The organism is Dyella acidisoli (assembly GCF_030160295.1).
In the GTDB taxonomy this organism is placed as follows: domain Bacteria; phylum Pseudomonadota; class Gammaproteobacteria; order Xanthomonadales; family Rhodanobacteraceae; genus Dyella_B; species Dyella_B acidisoli.
On sequence record NZ_BSOB01000046.1, the window covers coordinates 1 to 24,462 of the forward strand.

Below are 24,462 nucleotides of genomic sequence, written 5' to 3' on the forward strand. Positions count from 1 at the left end.
GAGAGGGTGTTGCACTTGAGTTTAGAGACCGCCGTTACTTTTCTTTGGGCCAGCAAAGAAAAGTGACTCGGGCCCTTTAGGGTCCGAAAGCGCCGCAGGCAATGGAAGCACCCACGACATGCCAGCTGAGACACGACGAGAGTGGTTACCGAGAAGCAAAGCGCAGCGTTGACACCTCATCACCCACCCTGCAGCATCACCGCCGCCCAGCAGACGCTTGCTTGTCACCATCGCTCATGACCGAACCGCTGCTACGTCATCGCAAGCTGCTGCCATGCATTCTCCTTGCAGCACTACCGCTGTGCGCACACGCCGACGACGCTCCGCTATTCATCCCTCAATGGCTCGGCGCGCAATACACCTTCGTCGATCAGAACCAATCGCGTGTGCACTCGCCCTACTCCAGCTCGCTCAGCTTGAAAGCAGATGGCTCGACTGCACGTTCACACACCTTCGGCGCCTATTTCGGCATCGCCCTGCCCTGGCACTTTCAGTACTACTGGGATGTGGAGATGTTCAAAGGCGAAGGCGTAAGCAATGCCACCGGAATTGGCGGACTCACCAACGGCGACATCATTCGTTCCGGTGTCGCCAGCTTGGGCAAGCGTCCATACGTGGCGCGCAATTATCTTCGCTGGATACTTCCGCTGGGCGACGAAACCGCGGAGTTAGAACGCGGCCAGGATCAATTGCCTGCACACGAAGCCATCAAGCACATCGAAGTAAAGATCGGCTTTATGGCCGTCAACGACGACTTCGACAAGAACCGCTACGCCAATTCCACGCGCACGCAGTTCATGAACTGGTCGCTATGGAACAACACAGCATGGGACTTTGCTTCGGACACACGCGGCTACACCGATGGCATCATGATCGGCTGGATGATGCCGGGCTGGGCCTTGCGCTATGGCATCTATCGCATGCCGATCGAAGCAAACGGACAGGCGCTGGTGAAATCGCTGGGCGTTGCCAGCGGACAGCAGCTTGAATTGACGCTGCAACCCCATCCCGATGGCTGGGCGTTACGCTTCCTTGGCTACTACAACAAAGGCAGCCTTGGCATCTATCAGCAAGCGATCGAGATCGCGTCGCTGACCGGCCAGACGCCGGACGTGCACGCGGACGATGCCCGCGGACGGCACAAGTTCGGTTTCGGTATCAATGGCGAGCTGCCAGTAGCGGACAACGGCGACACCGGTTTCTTCATGCGTGCCGGCTGGAACGACGGGCATACCGAGTCTTTCATTTTCACCGAGGTCGATCGTCTGCTGAGCGGTGGCTTTCAGCTATCCGGCGCACATTGGCACCGCTCCGACGATCGGCTTGGCGTCGGCGTCGCCTTCGACGGACTTTCGCGCGTGCACGCGCAGTATTTGCAGATGGGAGGCGACGGCTTTCTGCTGGGCGACGGCACATTGCGTTATGGACCGGAGCAGATTGCCGAGCTGTATTACAACATCGCGGTGATCGATCACCTCACCATCAGCCCGGATCTGCAGTTCATTCGTAATCCTGGGTACAACCGGGATCGTGGGCCGGCGAGGTTTGCGGGGTTGCGTGCGCATATCCAATTTTAATGCTCACGGACAACTCATAAGCCACAAAGCCGTCATTCCCGCGAAAGCGGGAATCCATGTTGCTCTGATGCAAGTGCGAAAATGGATTCCCGCCTTCGCGGGAATGACGGCAAGGTGGAGTCATCGGCAATGGATTCAACCTTGCAACCGATCACTACACCGAATCGCCGTCGGCATCACCCGATGCATATCGAACACCAGCAACTCATTGCGGCCACGCGACAACCATGGCCCCGGACAATACAACCGCTGCTGCGGTCCGATGCGCCAATAGCGTCCAAGCAATTTGCCGTTGACCCATAAATACCCTTTGTCCCAATCGCTCATGTCGATGTAACAGTCACCTGCCCCATCGAGCGTGACGATCGCCTTGAAGAACATGCCGGGACGCAGCCTCGACGGTGAGTCCGCGGGCATCGGTGGAAGGCCCGAAACGTAAGCGTCATCCAGCGGCAGGCTATGTGCCTGCCAGCCATGCAGCTCTTCGCCATCCAATGTCACGGCACCGACGATGCCTTTGAAGTCGTACATCGCCTGGCCATAACCCACGTGGCCGAAACTGTCGACGAGAACTTCCACCGTCGTACCTGCACCATTCGCTGGCGGCGGAATGTCCACGTAGTGCTTCACGTGCAAACCCGGCTTGGTGACCCGTGAAACGTAATCCAGATACTTGCCGTCGGCGAACACCGTGCCGTAGTCGCGCAAGCCCTCCATATTGAGCATGCCGCCGCTCAGCAGCGTCTTGCGATACACCACCATGCCCTGATTCTGCGCGAACAAGATCTCGTTCGGATCGGGCTTGTTCACCAATCTCGACGGCAACGGCAGGTTGTCCCAAATCGACGTAAACGGGCGCGCGATGACCTCTGCAAAATGTACCTTCGGCACGGGAGGCGGTAGATCAGCCATAGGCTGCGCGACATGAGGCGCGATCAACGCACGGAACGCATGGTAGTTCGGCGTAGGCTCGCCACGTTCGTTGATGGGTGCGCCGTAGTCGTAGCTGGTGATCACCGGCTCGAAATTGGCGTAATCGTTGCGCGCGTTGGCCCCGGCAGTGAAACCGAAGTTAGTGCCACCGTGCACCACATACATGTTGAACGAACGACCTTCGGCCATCAGTTTGCGCAAGGTCGGCAGGTAGTTACCGGTTTGGAACGTCAAATCACCCCAGTGGGTAAGCCAGCCTGGATAACCTTCGCCCACCCACACCGGTGCTTCACCCGCAATGATTTGCGCTGCTGCGAAATCGGTATCGCCATCCAAACCCAACGCAGCGCCTGGCACATAGGTATGCGTCTTTTGAATCTCCGACAACCCATCGGAAATCGAAAATGGCCCTTCAATACCGTGTGCCTGCCACATCGAACGCAAGCGCAGTAGATATTGCAGATCGTTGCCGAACGACGCGTATTCGTTCTCGATCTGCATCATCAGAATCGGGCCGCCGCGATTCGCCATCAGTGGCGCGATCTTCGGCGCCACCGCGTCCATGTAACGCTGCACCGCTTGCATATAGCGCGCGTCATCCTTGGTGCGAACGCGAATGGAAGGATCGCGCAACAGATAAGCCGGCAGGCCGCCGAGATCCCACTCCGCACAAACATACGGGCCTGGGCGCAGATAGACCCACATCCCTTCCCGCTGGCATAACTTGATGAAGCGCACGAAATCGCGACGCTCCGTGGTGAAATCGAATTCGCCCGGCTCGCTTTCGAAGTAATTCCACATCAGGTAGACCGCGATGGTGTTGAGGCCCATCGCCTTCGCCATGTGGATGCGGTGCTCCCAATACTCGGCGGGAATACGCGACGGATGCATTTCGCCGCTGCGAATCTGAAATGGTGCACCGTCGAGCAGGAATTGCTTACGACCGAGTTCGAAGCGGCGGGGCTTTCCGTCAGGAATAGGTTCGACGGAAGGTTTGCTGCTGGTTTCCGCTTCGGCAACCGTAATGCTTGCCGCCAACGGTGTCAGCAAGGCGAATCGAAGAAAATCGCGTCGTTGCATGGATCCCTCATCCTAAACGGCCTGCTTGAATTTACGCGATATAAACCCCCTCTCCCCTACGGGGAGAGGGCTGGGGTGAGGGGCCAACCTCGCCTGATCTTCATTCGCTTGTGAGAAGAAAAAAAGCAAAAACCCAGTGGACTATCGTGCTTCTCCGCAAGCGCGGCCCCTCACCCTAACCCTCTCCCCATAGGGGAGAGGGGATAAAACATCGCGCAAGTGAAGAGCGCCGGAGGTTACCTCAAGGCGTCAATTCAAGGGTCAATACTTCAAACGGCGCCAGCGTGATCGTGCTCACATGATCAGCATCAAAGTGCTTGGGCACATCGCCGCCACGCTTCCACACATCGCGAACATTGAACTGACGCACAGCATCTTTCGGCAATTCCAATTGCCGCTGCAGATCGATCACCGCCGTTTGCGGGCGCGCATCCGGATTGCGCAAGGTGATGATCGCCTTGGCCTGCGACCAAGCCGCCCAGCCATACACGTCGAGCCGCCCCGGGTCGCCGCCGATCCAATGCGTATCGCGCAACACATCCGCATTTGCGCGTGACCACTTCGCGGCCTCGGCCAGCACATCCCAGTCTTCTTTGCTAAGCAGCGACGGCGTGATGTACATCTCCTGCAACTGTGTGCCGGTAGCGAAGTAGGAGCGCACCTCATTGGCGAAATCGTGCCCGGGATCCGTGTTGAGCCGCTTGTTCATTTGCGCGTAGATGATGCCGTGGAGCATCAGCGAGTTGAGCGGATACAGCGGCCCCTGGATCACGACATTCTCGTAGGTCTGCTGGTCGCGATAGGTAATCCACTGCTCGCGCTCGGTGCCCACTCCCGTGTGCCAATCGTCTTCACCGCCGCGCCAGATCGAATCCGCATAGCGCAACCAGAACGGCGATGCCCAGGTGCCGGTGGTGAGGTTGATGAAGGTATCGGGCTTGTCGGCGCGAATGTCCTTGATGAGTTCGATCGCGGCAGCGAAATCACTATCGAAACGGCTGCCTGGGAACACGCTATCCGCATTGCCGGTACCGTCGAACTTGAACTGATTGATGCCGTGCTTGTTAAGCAGATCCAGCACTACATCATGGAAACGCTGGTAATACTTCGGCCCCGAAAGCGCCAGGCCATCGTTGACGATCTCGTAGCCGGCCGCTCGGCCGTTCTTCACCCGCTCATCTTTCGGCGTGCTGTAACCGCCCCACGGCGACAGCCACATACCGGGCGCAGCGCCGTATTTGGCCGCTGCCTCGCGCAGCGGCACGAAGCCGTGCGGAAAATCCTTGCTGAAATCCCAGCTGCCGGAGCGATCGTCCCAGCCGTCGTCGAACAGGAAGGAATCGAGCTTCACACCGCGCTTCACGCTCAACTCCTCGCCAAACGCATGAATGCGGTCCAACGCTTCCGCTTCGGTGTAGGGCGTGAAGTAACCGATGTCGTACCAGGAGTTGTAGTGCAGGAATGGCCGATACGGGTGCGCCCGCTCGCGTTCCACGTACGTGGCGACGTCGCGGCGCAACTGCCCATCGCGCACGACACCGACCACCGCCGAATATGTGATTGATTGACCTTTGCGCAGCGGTAGCGTGCGTGCCATCGACAAGAGCACATGCTTGCCGCGCACTTCGCTATCGGAGAGTGGATTTTCCAGACCCAAGTACACGTTGCCAGCGATCACCGGCGAACCTTTCACCACACCATTCACTTCGGCGTGGTCGATGCTGGACGGCAATAGCGAGACGCTGGTCAACGGCTCATCCTGTTTCAGCGCCGTGATCGTCACGATCTCTCGCAGATAAGGCGAACCCTCGCGCTGCACGAGCTGCCATTCGACGTGGAAGCGGTTATCGGCGTCACCGAACGTCGCGCCGATCGCTTTGCCGGGAAGACGGTCGGCAAGCTTGGAAGCTTTCGCATCGACAGGCAGCGCGCGCTCTGAAGGTTGCGACAACAGACGCATATCGCTGGCCTTGATGGATTGCTTGTTGGGCAATGCCAGGGTGAAAAGATCGTCTACCTTCAGCACCTGTCCGCTATCGCGATCGGTGATTGTGATGCCGGAAAGCTTGCCATCAGCCACATTCCAATGAGCATCAATGGCCGCATTGCCGAAGCTTGCCTGGCCTCCCGTGGCGGCGTAGGCAGGCGCGCCGGGGTTGAGAATGGTGGCGTCATTGGCATGCGTCACGCCCATCCATGCGCATAGCAGGCTCACAGCGAGCGCTTTTTTGTAGTGTGTTCGATACATGAAAAGCCTCATTTCCAAGCTGATCTCGATTCAAAGCGAGTCGTCATTCGGGCGAAGGCCGGAATGACGGATAGGTGACAACAAACTTAACAGTAAGATTGCCCTCCCCTGCACGGCAGGAGAGGGAGCAACCCGCAACAAACTTCCATCAAAACTTCTGCTGATAACGCACATACACAAAGCGACCAATGTCATACGACGCGTTGTAGTCGTTGTAGCTGTCCGTACCGGAGTTGAAGCCTCCGCCGTAGATGTATGGCCCCACGTGATTGAAGATGTTGTTGACGCCCAGCGAGAACGTACCGTTCCAGGGCGCCTTCCAGTGCACTTGCGCATCGTTGAAGGTGGCCGAGGCTTCCTGCGTCATCGGGGAAATACCCACGCCCGGTGCGTAATAGGTCGGTAAGGTACACGGGAAGATCGTGGTGGTGCTCGGCGGCGGATAAGCACAAGGTCCCTTGATCGGCGAAAAGTAACGCACCGTCCAGTTCGCACCAAAATCGTGCCAGTCCCAGCTCAAGGTAAGGTTGCCACGCACGCGCCATACCGCACCGTCCAGATTACCCAAGGCCGTACCTGCCGTGTACTGCACGGCGGCGCCTACCGTCGGCTGCACGTTGTTGCTGGCGATATAAGTGCTTTGCAGCGCAACCTTGAACTTGCCAAAGCTGAACTCGGGCAACGCATAGTTCACACCGAAATCCCAACCACGCTCCTTCAGCCAGCCCGCGTTGGTTTCCAGATTCATCAGGTTGATGATCTGACCAGCCAACGGACCGCTGCCACCCTTGCGCTGGAACTGCGAGCACGCGGAGGTAATGCCGAACTCGTAGCAATCCGCCAGCACTTGGTCGTTGCTGATACCGGTGATCAGATTGCGGATGTTGTAGCTCCACCAATCAACCGTAGCGTTGAAACCCGGCGACCACGACGGGCTGTAAACCACGCCGATATCGCCGTTGTACGCAGTCTCCGGTTTCAGATTGGGATTGCCACCGTTGTAGCTGTTGGTGATACCTGCTGCATTCGGTCCCTGCACCGGCAGTCCGGTGATATCGGTTTGCCGGAAACCGGCCGGCACGCTAGGTAGGCCGCCAATACCAGTGAGGCAACGCTGCGCCACGACCGGGCTGTAACCGTATTGCGCCGGGCCATACACCACATCGCAGGGATCGGTGAAGCCGCCCGCCAGATAAAGGCCCTGGAACAAGTCATTGATGGTCGGCGCGCGGAAGTTGGTGCTGTAGCTGGCACGCACCATGACATCGTCAATCGGTTTCCACGCCAGCTTGAACGAGTTATTACGTGTGCCGCCGAAGTTGCTGTAGTACGACCATCGACGCGCCACGTCGATGGACAAACTCTTCACGCCCGGAAGATCTTTCAGCAAAGGCGCATACACTTCCAGATAGCCTTCGTTGAGGCTGAAACTGCCGTGGTTGGGTTCGACCGAGTAGTCGCTGGAATAACCGGCAGTGGCGAAAGGATCGGTTGCGTCGTAACCGGACTCGTAACGATGCTGCACACCAGCCGCAACCGTCAGATCGCCGCCAGGCAGTTCGTAGACATTGCCGCTGATATCGGCCACGAACGCTCGCTCGTCATAACCGGTGTGCTCGTCATTGTTGATAGCAATGTAGTTGAGCATCTGCTGGGTAACCGTACCCAGCGGGTTCAACGGCACGCATCCCGCAATGATGTTGCCCGGCGTACCGCAATGGACGACGCCGTCGCTGCCCATGAAGGACGGCCCCAGCGCCTGCGTCGCATTGATCAGGTTGTACTGGCCGGGACGAATGTCGATGTCGCGGATCTTGCTGTCGTAGTAGTAGGCATCCCAATTGAAAACGTGGTCGCCAGCACTGAAATCGCCTTCCAGCCCGGCGCTGTAGCGAAAGTTCCGCGAGGTGTTCTCGTTGGTGTATAGGTTCTGCGGAAACTGCCGTACGAACTGCACATCCTGTGGTGTCTGACCTGGCGCGTTATAAGGGTTGTAGTAGCTCTGCGCGGAAAGCACGATCGGGAATTGCGGCAGGTTGGGCGGATTGCTGGACTGCCCGCTATACAAATAACTCGGACCACCGGCACCGCCGTTCCAGCTCTGGTTGTAGCCAATCTCCACATGCGCGGTTATGTGATTGGTGAGCTTGTAACGATCGGCCAAGTACAGGTTCTTGGTCCGGTTGGGACTGAGAATGGTGCTGAGGTTGCTGTAGTTGTAGATGTACGAGCCGGCATTGGCCAGGCTGGTGACATTACCGTTCGCACTGTAGATGCGTGGCCGTAGAAACGAATAATCGGCCAGGTTGGTCGAATTGCCACCCGGGTTCAGCACCAGCGTATTGTCGTTGGGAATGTTCGGATTGGGCAGCGGCGAATTGGTGATCTGGCCGCTGTTCGGGGGCAGGCTACTGAGTCCGAAATACGGGTAATGATCGGTCTGCGGATAAGCAGACCACGGGCGCGCACCGCCCCACACCGAGCCCTGATATTGATAGGAAACGTTCCCGATCAGCGAATTGCGCTGCGTGGTTGAGCCTGCCGTGATGCTGTACTGGGCCTGCGTGCCGTCACTGTGCGGCATGTATTCACCGGCATAGGTGTCCACCTGCACGCCGTGAAAGTTCTTGACGGTGACGATGTTGATCACGCCGGCAATCGCATCGGAGCCGTAAATTGCCGAAGCGCCACTACCGAGTACGTCGATGTGATCGACGATCGCAACGGGTATCACACTGATGTCGGTGTAGCCGCCATGCACTGCGCCGATGCGCTGGCCGTCCACCAACACCAGCGTGCGTTGCGCGCCGAGACCGCGTAAATCGATAAAGGTACCGCCCTGGTTTGGCCCCAGCGACGCGGCATCACCGCGGCTAAGATCGGGCGTGGCAGCGGATGGAAGGTTCTGCAGCAACTGACCGACCGTAGCAAAGCCCTGTCGCTGGATCTCCTGCTGCGTGATCGTAACGGTGGGCAGCGCCGTTTCCATATCCACGCCACGGATATTCGTGCCGGTCACCGTGACCGCCTTGAGGTTCACCGCGTTTTGTGTCGATGCCTGATCGGTGGTTTGCGTGGCGTCGTTCGAGCCTGACGTGCTCTGCGCACCGGCATAGCCTGCAAGCGAGAGACCCGCCAATACCATCGCCACCTGCAGCGACAGTCGTTTCTTGCGGCAAACCGGGGCCGTTGTGCCGCGCGTCGCTTCGCGGCATCTCATGATCTTCGTGAACATTAGAAACGCTCCTCCCTCATGGTCATGTCGCATCGCGCGGAGTGGGCCGCGCGATGCGAGTGTTGGCGTCCGGGCGAAAGCTCCCCTTGCGCACCGGACTTTGTCGTCAACCGTTCTCCTTCCTGCCCCCGCTACACGTTGAAGCGGAAGCAGCTTGCACTTCAGTAGTCATACGTGATGCCGAAACGCACATAGCGCGGCTGCTGTAGCACCATCGGCGTTCCGTACTGCGGGTTCGGCGCAGCTGGCACGGTGCCGGTGTTGTATTCTGGGTATTCGTTGAGCGGCGCCTGGCCATTGAACAGATTGATCACGTCCAGGCTGAAGGCGAGTTTGTTCGCAGCGAAAACCGGTCGATAGCGAACACCCACGTCGAGCTGCTTCGCCCACGGCAAGCGGCCTGCGGCTCCCGGCGGCGACGGCATGCCGCCGCACCATTGATAGAGCGAGCCGTAGCCCACTGGGTCGGTCTGATTCGGGCCGTACAAACCAAGGCAATACTTCGGGCCGCCAGACACCAGCGCGAGATTGGCCGAGACCTGCCACTCCGGCGTGATCTGGTAATAGCCGTACATCTTGATCTGATGCGTGTGGTCTTCGCCCTGCGGACCAATGCCGTATTGCATCAGCTGCGGAAAATCCCAGTACGTGTTCTGCGTTTCCGCCAGCGCCTGGATATTGGTTTGACCCATGCCCTCGTTATTGCCGTAGCTGCGCGAGAACAGGTAATCGATCTTGCCGTACCAATGGCCGTCGAAAGGATGTTCCAGGAACGTCTCAAGGCCGTAGTACTTGCGCACCATGGACGGAAAGCCCATCTCCGCGTTGGTCAACGTCACGTTGTGGAAGACACCATTGGGATCTTCGACGGCGAACGTATTGGCCTGCCCCGGATTGATGTAGTAGCAACTGGCATTATTGACATCGGTGATGCCCAGCGACGCCGCTTTGTTGATGACGGTCTGGATGTCGCAGTAATCATCGATGTCATGACGCAGGATGCGCCGCGTGAACTTCGCACCGTAGATCCACGATGGCCCCAGCGTTTTGGTAAAGCCCAGGATGAATTCGTCCTGGTTCTCGGCCTTGAGTTTTTGCACGGTGATCGTGCGCGGGTCGGGCGTCTGGCCAAAGGCGTTGTCCGCCGATACCGGTGGTGATACCTGAGTGAGTCCGGTCGGCGTTCCGTCGGCGGCAATGCCGCCATAGGTGTAATACTGCTGCGTGCTGATGTAGCCATTCGCAGGACCGCCCGGTGCCAGCGGTGCACCGAGGTAGTAGCGGCCGACATTGCCATAAACCTTGAAGCTGCCGTCGCCATTGACATCCCAACTGAAGCCCAGGCGCGGCGCCCACTGCGGTTTGGTTTGCGCCATGTACGCCTTGCCGGCGGCGTTGAGATCCTGGAAGCCGTCATTGCGCAAACCCAACGACACCAGCCAGCGATCGCTCACCTGCCATTGATCTTCGATGTACTCGGCGCGCTGTTTGGTTAGCAGGTTCGCGCCGCCGATGAACATGTTCTTGCTGACGTAGTAACCCGACGCGCCATTCGGATAGTTGGCAAGCGCGCCAACGCCGAGTGCCGGAATCAAAGGCACGGTCGGATTCGGTGTGTAGCCGTAGTTCCAGGTATAGCCAGGGCCGGAGCTGTCGTTGCCCTGTTCGAAGGCGCCGGATACCAAGTTGTCGATACCCGCCGTAATGGTGTGTCTGCCCAGCACGTAGCTCAGGCTCACACGCAGATTGCGGGTGTGATAGTAGGGGTTGGAAATCGAGCTGATGGTCTGGCTGCCGTTGTTCGGCACGCCGCCGTTATAGGCGGGATTCTGGAACGTTGCGCCGCCGATGTACGTGGCATCCGGGTTGTAGTCCACCGGGATGCTGTAGTTGAAGCTCTTCATCTTGCCGTACAAGGCCGTGAAGGTGAGATCGTCCGTGATGTAGCTGGTGAACTTGGCCGACAGCATGTCGCCGCCGCTCTTGGTGTTGTTGGCGAATCCTCTGAACGAGGACTCCTTCAGATTGTTGTAGTCGTAGTTGTAGAGCGAACCGTATTGCTCTTCCTTGCTGGATGCTCCGGTCAACTCAAGCAGATTGGTGTCGGTGATGTTCCAGTTGACCTTGGCGTACCACTTGGGCAAGTGCGTCATGGAGTTTTCCGCCGTGCCCGCGGTAACGTTGTTGACGCTGTGCTGTCCCTCGTCACTCATTTCCGCCGAAACGAAGAAGAACAACTTGTCCTTGATGATCGGACCGCCTACATAGGCGTCGTACACAGACGTCCAGCGCGTGTTCTTGCTGTTGGGATCGAACAGGTTTCCGGCTACCGGCGACGGCGGCAGGCCATTGTTGTAATACGTGTTGCGCTGGTCGGAGCGCAGCCCTTCCGGTTCGTACAGCAACTGACCGCCGAAATGCCATTCGTTGGTGCCGCTCTTGCCGATCATGTTGAGCACGCCGCCATCGGAGCGTCCGTACTGGGCGCTGTAGCCGCCGGTATAAACCTCTTCCTGATCGATCGAACCGTATGGCAACGTGATGCCGCCTTGGCCGAGATACGGATCGGTGGTGTTGAAGCCGTTGATGTAATACGCGTTCTCTTCCACCGACGAGCCGCCAAAGCTGACCAGCGGAACACCTGTGGTACTGACGAAACCGCCGCTATCGATAACCGCACCCGGCGCCAACAGCGCGGCGGCTTCCGCGGTTCGCGGCAGAGGCAGTGCGGCCAGCTGCTTGGCGGTAATCACGGTGCGCGAATCCACTGAGCTGACATCGATGGGCGGCACGCCATTCGCCGATACGTTCACGCCCGACAATTCCTTCGCCGCCACTGGCTGGGTGAACGAGACATTCACGCCCACGCCTACGCGCAGCGCCACGTTGTCGTGCGTCTCCAGCACTTTGCCGCTGCGCATCAAGCTGACTGTGTAATTGCCCACCGGCAATTGCGTGGCGTTGTAATGCCCGTTGCCGTCGATGGCGATTTCGCGGGTAAGCCCGGTGTCGCTACGAACGACGACGCTCAAATCCTTTTCCGCCGGCACCTGCCCGTAAATGTTGCCGGTCGTCGATTGGCCGTGCGCGCCGGCCGAAATCAGCAAGCCGGCGATAATCCAGGCCAGCTTTTGTTGCCGCAATCCCCCGCGCCCACCCGAAAAAAACGCAATAGAACCCGTTGTGCCGCTTTTGGAGCGGCACTTTATTTTGTTCGCATACATTGAAATCATCCTCCCATGCTGTCTTGTCGCATCGCGTGGAGACATGCTCCCGCGTGCGTACGTATGGATCCGGACGAAAGCTCCCCTAACGTGCCGTATCTGTTTTTGCTACCTACTACTCCACGTCAACCGTCAATGCATGGCTTCGCCGCGCGCGTTCGGCGCGGCCTGCAATCGACTTGTTTTTACATTTGCGAGCAAAGACTCGACCTTGCCTCGCTCCGCAAAACCTGTTTCATTCGACTCCGCGTTGGCGACACCGCACGCCACCGCAAGGCGCAGCGCCTGCTCGAGCGGCATGTTCCGTTTGATCGCCACCGCCATGCCGGCCAGGAAGCAATCGCCAGAGCCGACCGCGTTGCGCAGCTGCGTTGGTGCGAGCTGTGCATGCCATACGCCGGTGTCGTCTGCAGCGACTGCGCCCATATCGCCCATCGTCACCACCGGCATGCTTATGCCACGCGCGCGCAGCGCGATAACCGCTGCTTGCGCTGCCTCGATATTGATCACCGGATGACCGACCAGCTGGCTGATCTCATCGCGATTCGGTTTCACCAAGAAAGGTTTCGCGACCACCGCGTTGCGCAGTGCGTCGCCGCTGGCATCGACCAGGCAGCGCTTGCCTAAGCCGTGCACGTACTCAACTAATTCTGCGTACAAGGTGTCGGCAAAGCCGCGCGGCAAACTGCCGGAAAGAATAACCAGTTCGCTCTGGTCCGCACTGCGGCGAAAATCGCGCAGCAGCGCGTCCTGCTCGATCTGGCTGAGCTGCGGCCCCTGCCCCAGGATCTCGGTAATGCTGCCGCCTTCCTCCTGCAAAGCCAGGCATTGGCGCAGTTCGCCTTCGATTTCCACACCGCGAAACAACACGCCACGCGCACTCATCTGGCGGCCTATAAGCGAGTGATGTGCAGCATCGATCGGGCCGATCAGGCGCACATGCTCGCCAAGCTCTGCAATGGTTTGCGCCACGTGCACACCCTTGCCGCCGGCATAGACCTTTTCCGTGCGCACGCGGTGCACTTCGCCGGGCGTCAAGGCATCGATCTGGATGAAACGATCGATCGCAGTATTGAAGCCGGCGATGGTAATCATGGCGTCTCCGCGATCAAGGCTGCCGCTTCGCTTGCAGTGGCCTGGCGAGTGGTGCCGCCGACACCGCGTGTGGACAGGCTCCCGCACGCGCTGCCCCAGCGCATGCAATCGAGCCACTCCAGGCCGCGTAGCCAAGCATGCAGAAAACCTGCATCGAAGGAATCGCCCGCGCCGGTCGTGTCGATCGCTTCGATGGGATAAGCCGGCACGTTCAGCCATTGCCCTTCGTGCAAACTGGCACTGCCTTCACGCCCGCGTTTCACTACGGTGCGCGTGCGCCCGTTTTGCACAAAGCGCAGTGCCGCCTGCAGATCGTTGCAAGCGGTGATCGCCAACAGTTCCTGTTCGTTGGGCAGAAACACATCGACTTCGCCCAGGGTTTCGAGCAAGTCATCGCCCCATTGCTGCGCGGGATCGAAACCCGGATCGAGCGACGTAGTGAGTCCTGCGGACTTCGCTCGCGCAAACAGTTCACGGCAACCGGGACGCAAGCCCTTTTGCAGGTAATAGGAAGAAACGTGCAGATGCGTAGCACTTGCCAGCTGTGCATCGTCGATATCTTCGGCACGCAACTCCGACATCGCGCCTGCAAACGTCACCAGCGCGCGATCCTGCGGTGTGGATAGCGAAGCCGTCACGCCAGTACGCAATGCATGACTGGGATGCAGTGACGATACGTCAATGCCTGCATCGCGCATGGCTTGCATACAGAACGTGCCGGATGCGTCCGCACCGAGACAGCCATGGAAAGCCACTTGATTACCCAGGCGCGCCAGACCCATTGCGCAGATCATCGACGAACTGCCGGGCGTCATCACGAAGTCATCGGCTAGCACTTCCTTGCCTGGCGTGGGCAGGGCATGACAGCCCTTGAACACGAAGTCGACGTTGATCTCGCCGACAACCAGGATGCTTGTCCGATGCTCGCGCGCTGTCATGGTGTGGCTCCATGCAACGCGAAATCTTCAACCACGCGTGTCAGCACGCCTTCGGAAGGCGTATCAGGCTTGCCCCCAAGCTGCAGACAACGGAAGAACGCCAGCAACTGCGCAACGACGACGCCCGCCAACACCGCGGGCACATCAGGATTCGACACCGATGCCGATGTGCGAATGGCCACATCACCCGACGCCAGCACATCCGGGGGAATGGCATGTCCCACGACCAGCTTCGCCATGCCCAGTTGCTTGCGCGACAACTCGCGCAATAGATCGCATTCATACGCATGCACCGACGGATCAGCCGAGAGCATCGCAATGATCAACGTGTGCGGATGCACGAAGGACATCGGTCCGTGGCGCAGGCCGAGGAAAGTTTCCGCCATGGTGATGACCTTTCCGCCGGTCATTTCCAACATTTTCAGAGCACCTTCACGCGCCGCACCGAATGCGGCGCCGCTGCCCAGATAGACGGCTGAATGCATATCGCGCGCTGCCAACGCCGCGATGGCATCGGCATGGGTGTCGAAAATGTTCTGCGCATTCGCGGCTGCGGTCTCGACGGTACTCGCCGCAAGCTCACCACGCATGCCGTGCAACAGGCCCAGTCCACCCAGCAGCAGATTGGTGAAGCTGCTGGTCATGACCAGGCTGCGATCGTTGGTGCGCTCATCCAGCACCAGCGCCGTCATGCGCGGCTCGTTGCGGTAGTGGGTGGCAAGCTTGCCATTGGCATTGCAGGTAATGGCCAAGTGGCGCCATGCCGGCGCTTCGGCCAACAAGGTGTTCACTACGGCCGCGCTTTCCGGGCTATCACCCGAGCGCGCCAGCGAGATCAGCAAGCCCGGCCCTGCCGGCAACACGCTGCGCCAATGCGTGAGCAAAGTGCCGGCAGCAATCGCCTGCACTGGCACGCCCAAGCCTGCTTGCAGCAGCGGCGCAAGACACTCGCCGATGTACATGGAGCTGCCGGAGCCGGTCAGCACGATGTGGGCCGGCCGCGGCTCCATGGCTCTCGCCAACCGCTGTTGCGCTACCGTGCCGTGCAGGAGATCGAAAGTGTCCTGCCAGGTGGCCGGCTGCTGCAGGATCTCGCGCAAGGTATCGGCGTAGCCCGCTGCCTGCTGCGCCTCCGCGGGCTTTTCCCGGAGTGCGTCCAGCATGCCATTTTCTTTCGTTTTCTTATGAAGACTTGACATTTGATCCAATTCGCTCGAATGTGAAACCATCCGATGACGCTCCCAGAGTATTCGAAATGAAAGATCAGTTACAACACCTTTCGAAAACTTCCGAAAAGTTTTCTCGCCTTTCCCTTTCCCACGGCAAGCGAACCCGCCTGTGGCGCCTGATGTACGGGCACGGCCCGCGCAACGGCAGTTTGCTGGTGTTGCCGCTGGACCAGGGCTTGGAACACGGCCCCACCGATTTCTTTCCCAACCCGCCGGCCATCGATCCGGAGTATCAGTTCCGGCTTGCGGTGGAGGGCAACTTTTCGGCCATCGCCTTGGGCGTGGGCCTGGCCGAAAAATACATGGGTGAGTGGTGCGGACGGATTCCGCTGATCCTCAAGCTCAACGGTAAGACCAATATCCCTTCCGATGCAGACGCGACGTCACCGCTGTTCGCCTCGGTGGAAGATGCGGTGCGCCTCGGCGCGGATGCCGTCGGTTACACCATGTATGTAGGCTCACCCCGCCAGCATGACGAGTTCCGCCAGTTTGAAAAGGTACGACAGGATTGCGAGCGCTTTGGCATGCCGCTGGTGCTGTGGTCGTATCCGCGCGGCGCAGCGATCGATGCCAAGGGCGGCAAGGGCAGCCTGTATGCACAGGATTACGCCGCACGCGTCGCGCTGGAACTGGGCGCGGACATCGTGAAACTGCACGAACCCGATGACAGCACCGCCAACGTACCCAAGCCATACAACACGCTGCAGGAAGATGCATCGGCCCGCACCCAGCGCGTGGTGCGCTCGGCCGGACGCACCATGGTGCTGTTCTCCGGCGGAGAGAAGAACGACGACGATGCCGCCGTGTTGCGCAAGGTGGAGTTCTACATGGCCTCCGGCGCTACCGGCGTGATGTTCGGCCGCAACATGTGGCTGCGCCCGCTCGATCAGGCGATTGCGCTGGTGCAGCAGGTGCATCAGATCATGGCGAAGCATCCGCGCTGAGCTTCCGCGCCGCTGCCGGGGATACCTCCCCTCTCCCGGCTCCCGGCAGCTGTGCGCGGCGCCCCTTCCTCCCCGGTGGGAATGCCTTTGGTGTTCCCTCACCCTGCCGGGGAGGGAGGTGAGGCGATTGAGACTTTCCCTTCTCCCTCCGGGAGAAGGTGCCCAAAGGGCGGATGAGGGCGAGAACGGAGCGCGCTGCCAAAGTCGCACGCAAGATGCCAATAACGTGCTTCGCTCGTACCCTCACCCCAACCCCTCTCCCAAAGGTAGAGGGGCATACTTACGCGAACGCCTATGCATAGCCAACGCAAATCACCCACGGGAAATTGGTCCTTCCGCACGCAAACCCGCGCCGGCTGCTTCTGCTGCGCGCCACCCAGCGGCGCCGGCACCATTCGCGCCAGCGGCAAAAACCCGCTGCAAACCGCGCCTGATCACAGCAAAAGCGATCTGCGCCTGAAGGACTTCAAACCGCGCAGCATGCTGCGCGTGCCAAAGACACGTATCGAACGCCCGCGCTTTCCGGTGATCGACGCGCACACACATCTCACCTGGTCCAGCAAAGTGCGCAATGGGGTGTCAGTCGGCGAAGACATCACCGTGTTCGCCACGCCCGAAGAGCTGCTGCCGGTGATGGATCGCAAAGGCGTGCGCACGCTGGTCAATCTCACCGGCGGTGTCGGCAAAGGCCTGGAAAAAAGCATTGCGCTGTTCGACAAAGCCGCACCCGGGCGTTTCATCACGCTCACGGAGCCGTCTTACGAACATTTTCCCTCAGCGAATTACTCGCAGCTTCAAGCCGATGCCATAGCGCACGCCCACCGTGTTGGCGCGCGCGGATTGAAGCTGCTGAAAACGCTCGGCCTCTATCTGCGCGAACAACTCGACAACGGTCCGCTGGTCGCGATCGACGACAAACGTTTCGACCCCATGTGGGAAGCGTGCGCGGCGCACAACATGCCGGTGTTCATGCACGTCTCCGATCCGGAAGCTTTTTTCCTGCCGACGGATGAATACAACGAGCGCTATGAGGAATTGAGCAACCATCCGGACTGGTCGTTCTACGGCCCGGAATTTCCCAGCAACGATGAACTGCTCGCTGCGCGCGATCGCGTGCTTGCGCGCCACCCCAAGACCACGTTTGCGCTGATGCATGTGGGCAACTGGGCGGAGAATCTTGAAGCGGTGGCCGATTGCCTCGATCGCTTTCCCAACACGCTGGTGGACATCAGTGCGCGCATCGCCGAACTCGGGCGCCAGCCGCGCACCGCCCAGCGCTTCTTCGACCGCTACCAGGACCGCATTTTATTCGGCACCGACGCTGTGCCTTCCCCTTATGGCGACGACGTACCCCAACAGTTGTTCGGCGACGAGCTCTACGAAATCTATTACCGCTTCCTCGAAACCGAGGACGAGTATTTCGACTACGCCCCGGCCGAAATACCGCCGCAGGGCCGCTGGTCGATCTACGGTGTGGGTCTGACAGACACGGTGCTGCGCAAGATATACCATGACAACGCCGCCCGACTGCTCAGCCTTTCACCATGAATGAATCCCGCGCCTCGGCTCCACCGCTACGCCTGCTGGTCGAAGAGCGCCGACGCCTGATCGTCGAGTACGTCGAAACCAACGGCCGCGCCACCGTCGAAGAACTTGCGGCACGCTTCGGCACCTCCACCGTCACCATTCGCAACGATCTGGAATCGCTGGATCGCAGTGGTGCCATTGCACGCTCGCACGGTGGTGCGTTGCCGGCCACGCAAACCGTCACCAACGATGTGCCGCTGAACATCAAAGAGACGCGCTCGCATCCGCAAAAACTGCGTATCGGGCAAGCCGCTGCCAAACTGATCAAAGATGGCGAAACCATCATCCTCGACTCCGGCTCCACCACGGTGGAAATCGCGCGTCAGATCCGGCAGATGAAATTCGAGTCACTCACTGTAGTGACCAATGCGCTGAACATCGCGGTGGAGTTGTCTGGCCTGCCGAACATTCGCGTGATGATGCTGGGCGGCTTGTTGCGCCCTACTTCGTATTCACTGGTGGGTCCGGATGCCGAACAGGCGTTGTCGCGCATTTCGGCCGACAAACTTTTTCTGGGTGTCGACGGTCTCGATCCATTGGTCGGCGTCACCACACCAGATCCATTGGAAGCTTCACTCAACGCACTGATGATTCGCGTCTCCCGCGAAACCATCGCGGTATTCGATGCGAGCAAACTGGGGCAACGCAGCCTTTCGGTGATTACGCCGGTATCGACCTTGAATGCGGTGATTACTGATAGCAGTGCGCCGGATGAGATGGTGGAGGCGTTGCAGGGTGCGGGTGTGCAGGTGATGTTGGTATAGCGCGTTTTACGTTCACTACGAACATCCACATTCTTGCATTATGGCCGTCATTCCCGCGAAAGCGGGAATCCATTTTGCTCTGATGCAAAAGCGAAGATAGATTCCCGCTTTCGCGGGAATGACGGCTATGAAGACTTACGCCTAATCCATCAACCACGCCCGCTCCAACGCCGCTACCGGCCGCTCCAAACGCGGCCCCACATAACACTGCGACCCGCACGGCAACAACCCCACCTCGCGAAACTCGCGCAAATACCACGCTGGTGACCTCAAGCGCAGATCATGGCGATCGCCTTCCAGATCATCGCGGTTGGTAAATACTTCCAGAAACGCAACCCCTTCCAGCATCTCGCCGATGCCGATCAAGCCCGCGCGTATCTCTGCAGGTTTCAAGTAATGCAGCACGTCCGTGCACACGATCACGTCGAAACGCGTATCGAAACGCAGTTCCGCCAGCTGTCCGAAACGGGCCAGGCCAATGTTTCGGCTGCGCCCATAGCGCTGCACGGCGTATTCGCTCGCATCCAGGCCGCGATACTCAATGGCAGGACGCAAGGCACGCAGCGGCGCTCGCCACACACCCTCGCCACAGCCGACATCCAGCACATTTCGAATGGGCCGACCCAGGTAGTGTTCCGCCACCGCCACCACCATCGCCACCTTGCGCTTCAGCTCTGCGGCGGATTTCACGGCGTGCTTCGGATGGCGGTACCACTTATCGAAATAAGCCTGGTCGTAGACTTTTTGCATGCTTCAGCTCCTGGGAGCAGGCATGGTAACCGGGCTTTAACGGACGGAGCGCAAATTTGTGAATCGAAGCCGAATATTCCTTACGCTTCGCCTTGGCCCGGTCAGCGCAGTAGCCGGCCAGGCGTTGAGGGCTTAAGTGCCACAGGGGACACCAACCATGCCAACCGCTACCGTTCCGCTTCGAACAAGCCTGAAGTACCTGGGCCTGCTGTTGCTTGCCATAGCACCACTTGCCCAGGCCTCCGACAACAACGCGCTCAGCACCGACGACATCGCGTGGCTGCGCCGCGCCAGCTTCGGCCTGGATAGCGCGACCGTGGAGCGCTATCGCGAACTGGGGCGCACCCGCTTCCTCGACGAACAACTGGCCGGCGGTGACGATCCCCTGCCTCCGGCCGTTGCGCCCTTGATCAATAGCTACGAGGTCTACACCACCTCGCCCGCAAAACTGATCGCCGAATACCGCGACGAACAGAAAAAAGTAAAAGATGTCGATGCCGCCGACACCAACGCCAAGGAGATGGCGAAGAAAGACTTCCAGATGTATCGCCGCGATCTCTACAAGCAAAGTGCGGAAGTGGAGCTGCTGCGCGCCATCTATGGCCACAACCAGCTCAAGGAACAGATGGTGTGGTTCTGGCTCAACCACTTCAATGTTTATGCGGCCAAGGGCGGTGTGGGACTGTTCGCCACCGACTACGAAGAAAACACCATCCGCCCGCACGCCTTGGGCAAGTTCAAGGATCTGGTGATGGCCACGCTGGAAAGCCCGGCCATGCAGCTGTATCTGGACAACGCGCACAACGTGCGCGGCAAGACCAATGAGAATTACGCGCGCGAATTGATGGAACTGCACACGTTGGGTGTGAACTCCGGTTACACCCAGCAGGATGTCCAACAGCTCTCACTGATCTTGACGGGTGCCGGGATCATTCCCCAACGCGGCCCCAATGTCGTCGATGGGATCGACGGCAGTTTTCTCAATCAGCGCCCAGGAGTCGTACACAACGGTCTGTTCGTATTTCTGCCTGGCAGGCACGATTTCTCCACAAAGCAATTCCTTGGACATACCATCAAAGGCAACGGCTTTGGCGAAATCGAACAAGCCGTGGACCTGATCGTGCATCAACCGGCGTGCGCGCAATTCGTCTCGCGCAAACTCGCGGCTTACTTCGTATCCGACGATCCGCCGCCGGCGCTGGTGGACGCCATGGCAGAAACCTTCCAGCGCACCGATGGCGATATCGCTGCCGTGCTGCGCACCATGTTCCTGTCCAAGTCCATCACCACTGGCTACGGCAAAAAATTCAAGGACCCCACGCAGTTCCTGGTCTCCGCAATGCGCCTGAGTTATGACGGCAAGCCGATCACCAACGCCGACCCGCTGGTGAACTGGCTCAACCAGATGGCTGAGCCGGTCTACGGCCACATCACACCGGATGGTTTCGCCAGCGACAACGCGAGCTGGTCCAGTTCAGGGCAGATGGCCAAACGCTTTGACGTGGCGCGCGCTATCGGCAGCGGCCGCAACCGGCTGTTTGCGAATGCCGATGGCGAAGTGACACACGTTGATCCACCGACGCTGAATTCCGCGTTGTTTCAGCAAACGCTGGAACCCACACTTTCCGACGCCACGCGCGATGCACTGGCCAAGTCCACCTCGCAAGTGGAATGGAACACCTTCCTGCTGTCCTCGCCTGACTTCAACTATCGCTGAGGCAATTCCTATGAACCGTCGCGAATTCCTGCTTGCCGCCGCCAGCGCCGCTGCGCTTCCTGCGCTGTCTTTCTCCGGCCGCCTCTTCGCTGCCCCCACCAACTCGCCGCGTTTTCTGTTCGTATTCCTGCGCGGCGGCTACGACTGCAACAACTTCCTGGTGCCGTATAGCAGCGACTTCTATTACGAATCCCGCCCCACCATCGCCATCGCGAAGCCCAGCGCCAACAATCCCAATGCAACGATTCCGCTCGATGCGAACTGGGGTTTGAATCCGGTCGTACGCGATTCGATCTATCCGCTGTGGCAGAAGAAGCAGATTGCCTTCATTCCGTTTGCCGGCACGGACGATCTTTCGCGCAGCCATTTCGAAACGCAGGACAGTATCGAGCGCGGCGAACCGCTGAACGCCGGCGGCAATTTCCGCTCGGGTTTTCTCGCGCGGCTTTCCAGCCAGCTTACCGGCATACCTGCCATTGCTTTCACCAACAGCCTTCCGCTCAGCTTCCAGGGCGCGAGCAAGGACATTCCCAATATCTCGCTCAAGGGTAATACCAAGGCCAACTTTGACGAGCGCCAGTCGGCCATTCTGGCAGGCATGTACAAGAACACGTCACTCGCTTCCGCTGCTGCGGATGGGCTTAGCCTACGCACAACCGTGTCGATGGATCTGCAGAACGAAATGATTGCCGCCAGCCGCGGCGCACCGAACGCCACCGGCTTCGCGCAAGAAACGCAGCGCATTGCCGCGTTGATGCGCGATCAATATCGCCTGGGCTTCGTCGACGTCGGTGGCTGGGATACGCATGTGAACCAAGGCAACGTCACCGGCGGCCTTGCGAACAATTTGCGCAACCTATGCGATGGCTTGGCCGCTTATGCCGCGGCGCTCGGCAAGGAATGGGATAACACCGTCGTGGTGGTCGTCTCCGAATTCGGCCGCACCTTCCGCGAAAACGGCGACCGCGGCACCGATCATGGTCACGGCACGGTGCACTGGGTGTTGGGCGGCAAGGTCAATGGCGGGCGCATGGCTGGTGAACAAGTGGCCGTGACACAGCAGAATCTGTTGCAGAATCGCGATTACCAAGTGCTCAACAATTATCGCGATGTGTATAGCGGCTTGTTGGCGCGTGTGTGGGGCTTGCGGGGCAATCAGGTGCAGGCGATTTTCCCGCAGGCAAAGCCACGGGATTTGCAGTTGGTGTAGTAGGTAGTCATAACCTCACGGCCGTCATTCCCGCGAAAGCGGGAATCCATCCTGCTCCGATGCGTGGCTCGAAAATGGATTCCCGCTTTCGCGGGAATGACGGCCATGAAGGGCAACGCAATTTGCAACGTCCACGCAAGACTGTCCCTTTACGCTGATTCATCCTTCGCGAGAGCTTCCGCATGCGCCCCATCGCCACAGCCACCCTTTCGCTATCACTAAGCCTGCTGATTGCTCCCACATTCGCTCAAGCAGCCACCAACACCCCCTTCACCCCCGACGACATCGCCTGGCTCCGCCGCGATAGCTTTGGCCTCAACACCGCAACCGTCACCCAATACCGCTCACTCGGCCGCAAGCAACTGCTGACCAAGCAACTCAGCGATCAACTCGGCGACACACTACCCGCGCCCATCGCCGCACAAATCAATAGTTACGAAGCCTTCCACACCCCGCTCGATCAGCTGCTTATTTCGCTGCAGCAAGAACAGCGACAACTCGGAGCCATGCCGGATGGCCCGGAAAAACAGGCTGCCAACAAAGCCATCCAGGCGCATGGCAATGAAGTAGGGCTGGAAGCACAGCAAGCAGCACTGCTGCACGCCATCTATGGCCCGAATCAACTCAAAGAACAGTTGGTGTGGTTCTGGCTCAATCACTTCAGCGTCTACGCCCCCAAGGGGCGCGTGCGTTGGGAACTGGCCGATTACGAGCAAAACGTCATCCGCGCCCATGCGCTCGGCAAGTTCCGTGACTTGGTGATGGCCACGCTGCAAAGCCCGGCCATGCTGGAATTTCTCGACAATGCGCAGAACGCCAAAGGCCATGTCAACGAGAACTACGCACGTGAGCTGATGGAGTTGCATACGCTGGGCGTCAACTCCGGCTACACCCAGCAAGACGTACAACAGCTTGCCCTGATTCTTACTGGCGTCGGCATTGCACCGGTGGATGGCAAGCCGCAGAACTTCAATCCCAAGATGGCGCCGCTGGTCGTGCAGGACGGCATGTTTCAATTCAATCCGCAACGGCACGATTTCAGCGACAAAGTGCTGCTCGGCAAAACCATCAAGGGCAGTGGCTACGATGAGGTAAAACAGGCCGTCGACCTGATTGTGCGCCAGCCGGCCTGTGCGCAATTCATCTCGCGCAAGCTGGCGGAATATTTCGTGGCCGACAATCCACCACCCGCGCTGGTAAGCAAAATGGCGCACACCTTCCAACGCACCGATGGCGACATCGCTCAAGTGATGCGCGTGATGTTCGAATCGCGCGAACTGATCACCGGCACCGGCAAGAAATTCAAAGATCCCAGCCAGTTCATCGTTTCATCCGTGCGCCTCGCCTATGAGGACGCCCCCATCGTCAACGCACAACCGCTCGTGAGCTGGGTCAATCAATTGGATCAGCCCTTGTTCGGCCGCATCACTCCAGACGGCTGGCCGCTCGATGGCGACGCCTGGTCCAGTTCCGGACAGATGGCCAAACGCTTCGACATCGCCCATGCCATCGGCACCGGCAACAATCAGCTTTTCACGCCTGCAGGCAGCACCGCACGCGCAGCGGGCTTTCCCATGTTGACCACGCGCTTGTATTACGACGCGATTGATCCTTACCTGTCGAAGGCAACACACGATGCGCTGACCAAGGCGACATCGCAGCAGGAGTGGAATACGTTCCTGCTGTCATCGCCTGATCTCAACTATCGCTAGCAGCTCTTTCCCCCTCTCCTCGCTGGGGGAGAGGGCTGGGGTGAGGTGCCAACCTCGCGTGAAGACTGCCTGCGCGCTGTAGGCTGAAGTGAGCGCATGCGAACCTCAACATCTTCACGCACGTATGGAAGACAATGATGAGGTTCGACTGCGTCTCACCCCAACCTACGACGCTGCCCCTATCGAGCTGTCCGGAAAACCCCATATCAACACTCTGTT

Annotated in this window: 15 protein-coding genes; 7 read left to right on the plus strand and 8 right to left on the minus strand. The window is 59.2% G+C overall.

Going from position 1 to position 24,462, the window contains the following annotated elements; genetic code table 11:
• Positions 1-236 precede the first annotated feature (236 nt).
• The gene (locus QQJ86_RS16290; RefSeq protein ID WP_284322021.1) at positions 237-1,577 is read left to right on the plus strand and encodes a carbohydrate porin; all 1,341 of its coding nucleotides are present in this window, start codon (positions 237-239) and stop codon (positions 1,575-1,577) included.
• Positions 1,578-1,712: 135 nt separating this feature from the next.
• Here QQJ86_RS16290 and QQJ86_RS16295 read toward each other — a convergent pair whose 3' ends face one another.
• The 7 genes from QQJ86_RS16295 to QQJ86_RS16325 form a co-directional block, all read right to left on the minus strand.
• A complete protein-coding gene (locus QQJ86_RS16295; protein WP_284322022.1) occupies positions 1,713-3,590 on the minus strand; it encodes a beta-galactosidase in 1,878 nt (625 codons plus the stop codon).
• Positions 3,591-3,831: 241 nt separating this feature from the next.
• Positions 3,832-5,838, minus strand: coding sequence for an alpha-galactosidase (locus QQJ86_RS16300; protein WP_284322023.1), 2,007 nt, complete (start codon positions 5,836-5,838; stop codon positions 3,832-3,834).
• 148 nt (positions 5,839-5,986) lie between these two features.
• On the minus strand, positions 5,987-9,073 hold the full coding sequence (locus QQJ86_RS16305) for a TonB-dependent receptor domain-containing protein (RefSeq protein WP_284322024.1): 3,087 nt from the start codon (positions 9,071-9,073) through the stop codon (positions 5,987-5,989).
• Positions 9,074-9,234: 161 nt separating this feature from the next.
• Complete coding sequence (locus tag QQJ86_RS16310) at positions 9,235-12,216, minus strand: TonB-dependent receptor (RefSeq protein ID WP_284322025.1); 2,982 nt, start codon at positions 12,214-12,216, stop codon at positions 9,235-9,237.
• Positions 12,217-12,429: 213 nt separating this feature from the next.
• Positions 12,430-13,392: a 1-phosphofructokinase family hexose kinase gene (locus QQJ86_RS16315; protein ID WP_284322026.1), complete on the minus strand. Its 963-nt coding sequence runs from the start codon at positions 13,390-13,392 to the stop codon at positions 12,430-12,432.
• Positions 13,389-14,330: a carbohydrate kinase family protein gene (locus QQJ86_RS16320; RefSeq protein WP_284322027.1), complete on the minus strand. Its 942-nt coding sequence runs from the start codon at positions 14,328-14,330 to the stop codon at positions 13,389-13,391. Before QQJ86_RS16320 ends, QQJ86_RS16315 begins: the two co-directional genes overlap by 4 nt.
• Entirely contained in the window at positions 14,327-15,493 is a 1,167-nt protein-coding gene (locus tag QQJ86_RS16325) for an SIS domain-containing protein (protein WP_284322028.1), read from the minus strand. Before QQJ86_RS16325 ends, QQJ86_RS16320 begins: the two co-directional genes overlap by 4 nt.
• Positions 15,494-15,678: 185 nt before the next feature.
• Between QQJ86_RS16325 and QQJ86_RS16330 the strand changes: the two genes are divergently transcribed.
• From QQJ86_RS16330 to agaR, 3 genes are all read left to right on the plus strand, one after another.
• Positions 15,679-16,503 carry a class I fructose-bisphosphate aldolase gene (locus tag QQJ86_RS16330; RefSeq protein WP_284322029.1) on the plus strand — a complete coding sequence of 275 codons (825 nt, stop codon included), beginning with the start codon at positions 15,679-15,681 and terminating at the stop codon, positions 16,501-16,503.
• Positions 16,504-16,797: 294 nt separating this feature from the next.
• On the plus strand, positions 16,798-18,051 hold the full coding sequence (locus tag QQJ86_RS16335) for an amidohydrolase family protein (protein WP_284322030.1): 1,254 nt from the start codon (positions 16,798-16,800) through the stop codon (positions 18,049-18,051).
• A complete protein-coding gene (gene agaR, locus QQJ86_RS16340) occupies positions 18,048-18,854 on the plus strand; it encodes a transcriptional repressor AgaR (RefSeq protein WP_284322031.1) in 807 nt (268 codons plus the stop codon). The genes QQJ86_RS16335 and agaR overlap by 4 nt, the downstream gene beginning before the upstream one ends.
• Before the next feature lie 141 nt (positions 18,855-18,995).
• On the opposite strand, the gene QQJ86_RS16345 is transcribed toward agaR, so the two are convergent.
• Positions 18,996-19,604 carry a class I SAM-dependent DNA methyltransferase gene (locus QQJ86_RS16345; RefSeq protein WP_284322032.1) on the minus strand — a complete coding sequence of 203 codons (609 nt, stop codon included), beginning with the start codon at positions 19,602-19,604 and terminating at the stop codon, positions 18,996-18,998.
• Positions 19,605-19,761: 157 nt separating this feature from the next.
• Here QQJ86_RS16345 and QQJ86_RS16350 point away from each other — a divergent pair, with 157 nt between their 5' ends.
• The 3 genes from QQJ86_RS16350 to QQJ86_RS16360 all read left to right on the plus strand — a co-directional run bounded on the left by QQJ86_RS16350 (position 19,762) and on the right by QQJ86_RS16360 (position 24,243).
• On the plus strand, positions 19,762-21,321 hold the full coding sequence (locus QQJ86_RS16350; RefSeq protein ID WP_284322033.1) for a DUF1800 domain-containing protein: 1,560 nt from the start codon (positions 19,762-19,764) through the stop codon (positions 21,319-21,321).
• A 10-nt stretch (positions 21,322-21,331) separates the two neighbouring features.
• Positions 21,332-22,531: a DUF1501 domain-containing protein gene (locus QQJ86_RS16355; RefSeq protein ID WP_284322034.1), complete on the plus strand. Its 1,200-nt coding sequence runs from the start codon at positions 21,332-21,334 to the stop codon at positions 22,529-22,531.
• A gap of 182 nt (positions 22,532-22,713) precedes the next feature.
• Entirely contained in the window at positions 22,714-24,243 is a 1,530-nt protein-coding gene (locus QQJ86_RS16360; RefSeq protein ID WP_284322035.1) for a DUF1800 domain-containing protein, read from the plus strand.
• Positions 24,244-24,462: the final 219 nt, after the last annotated feature.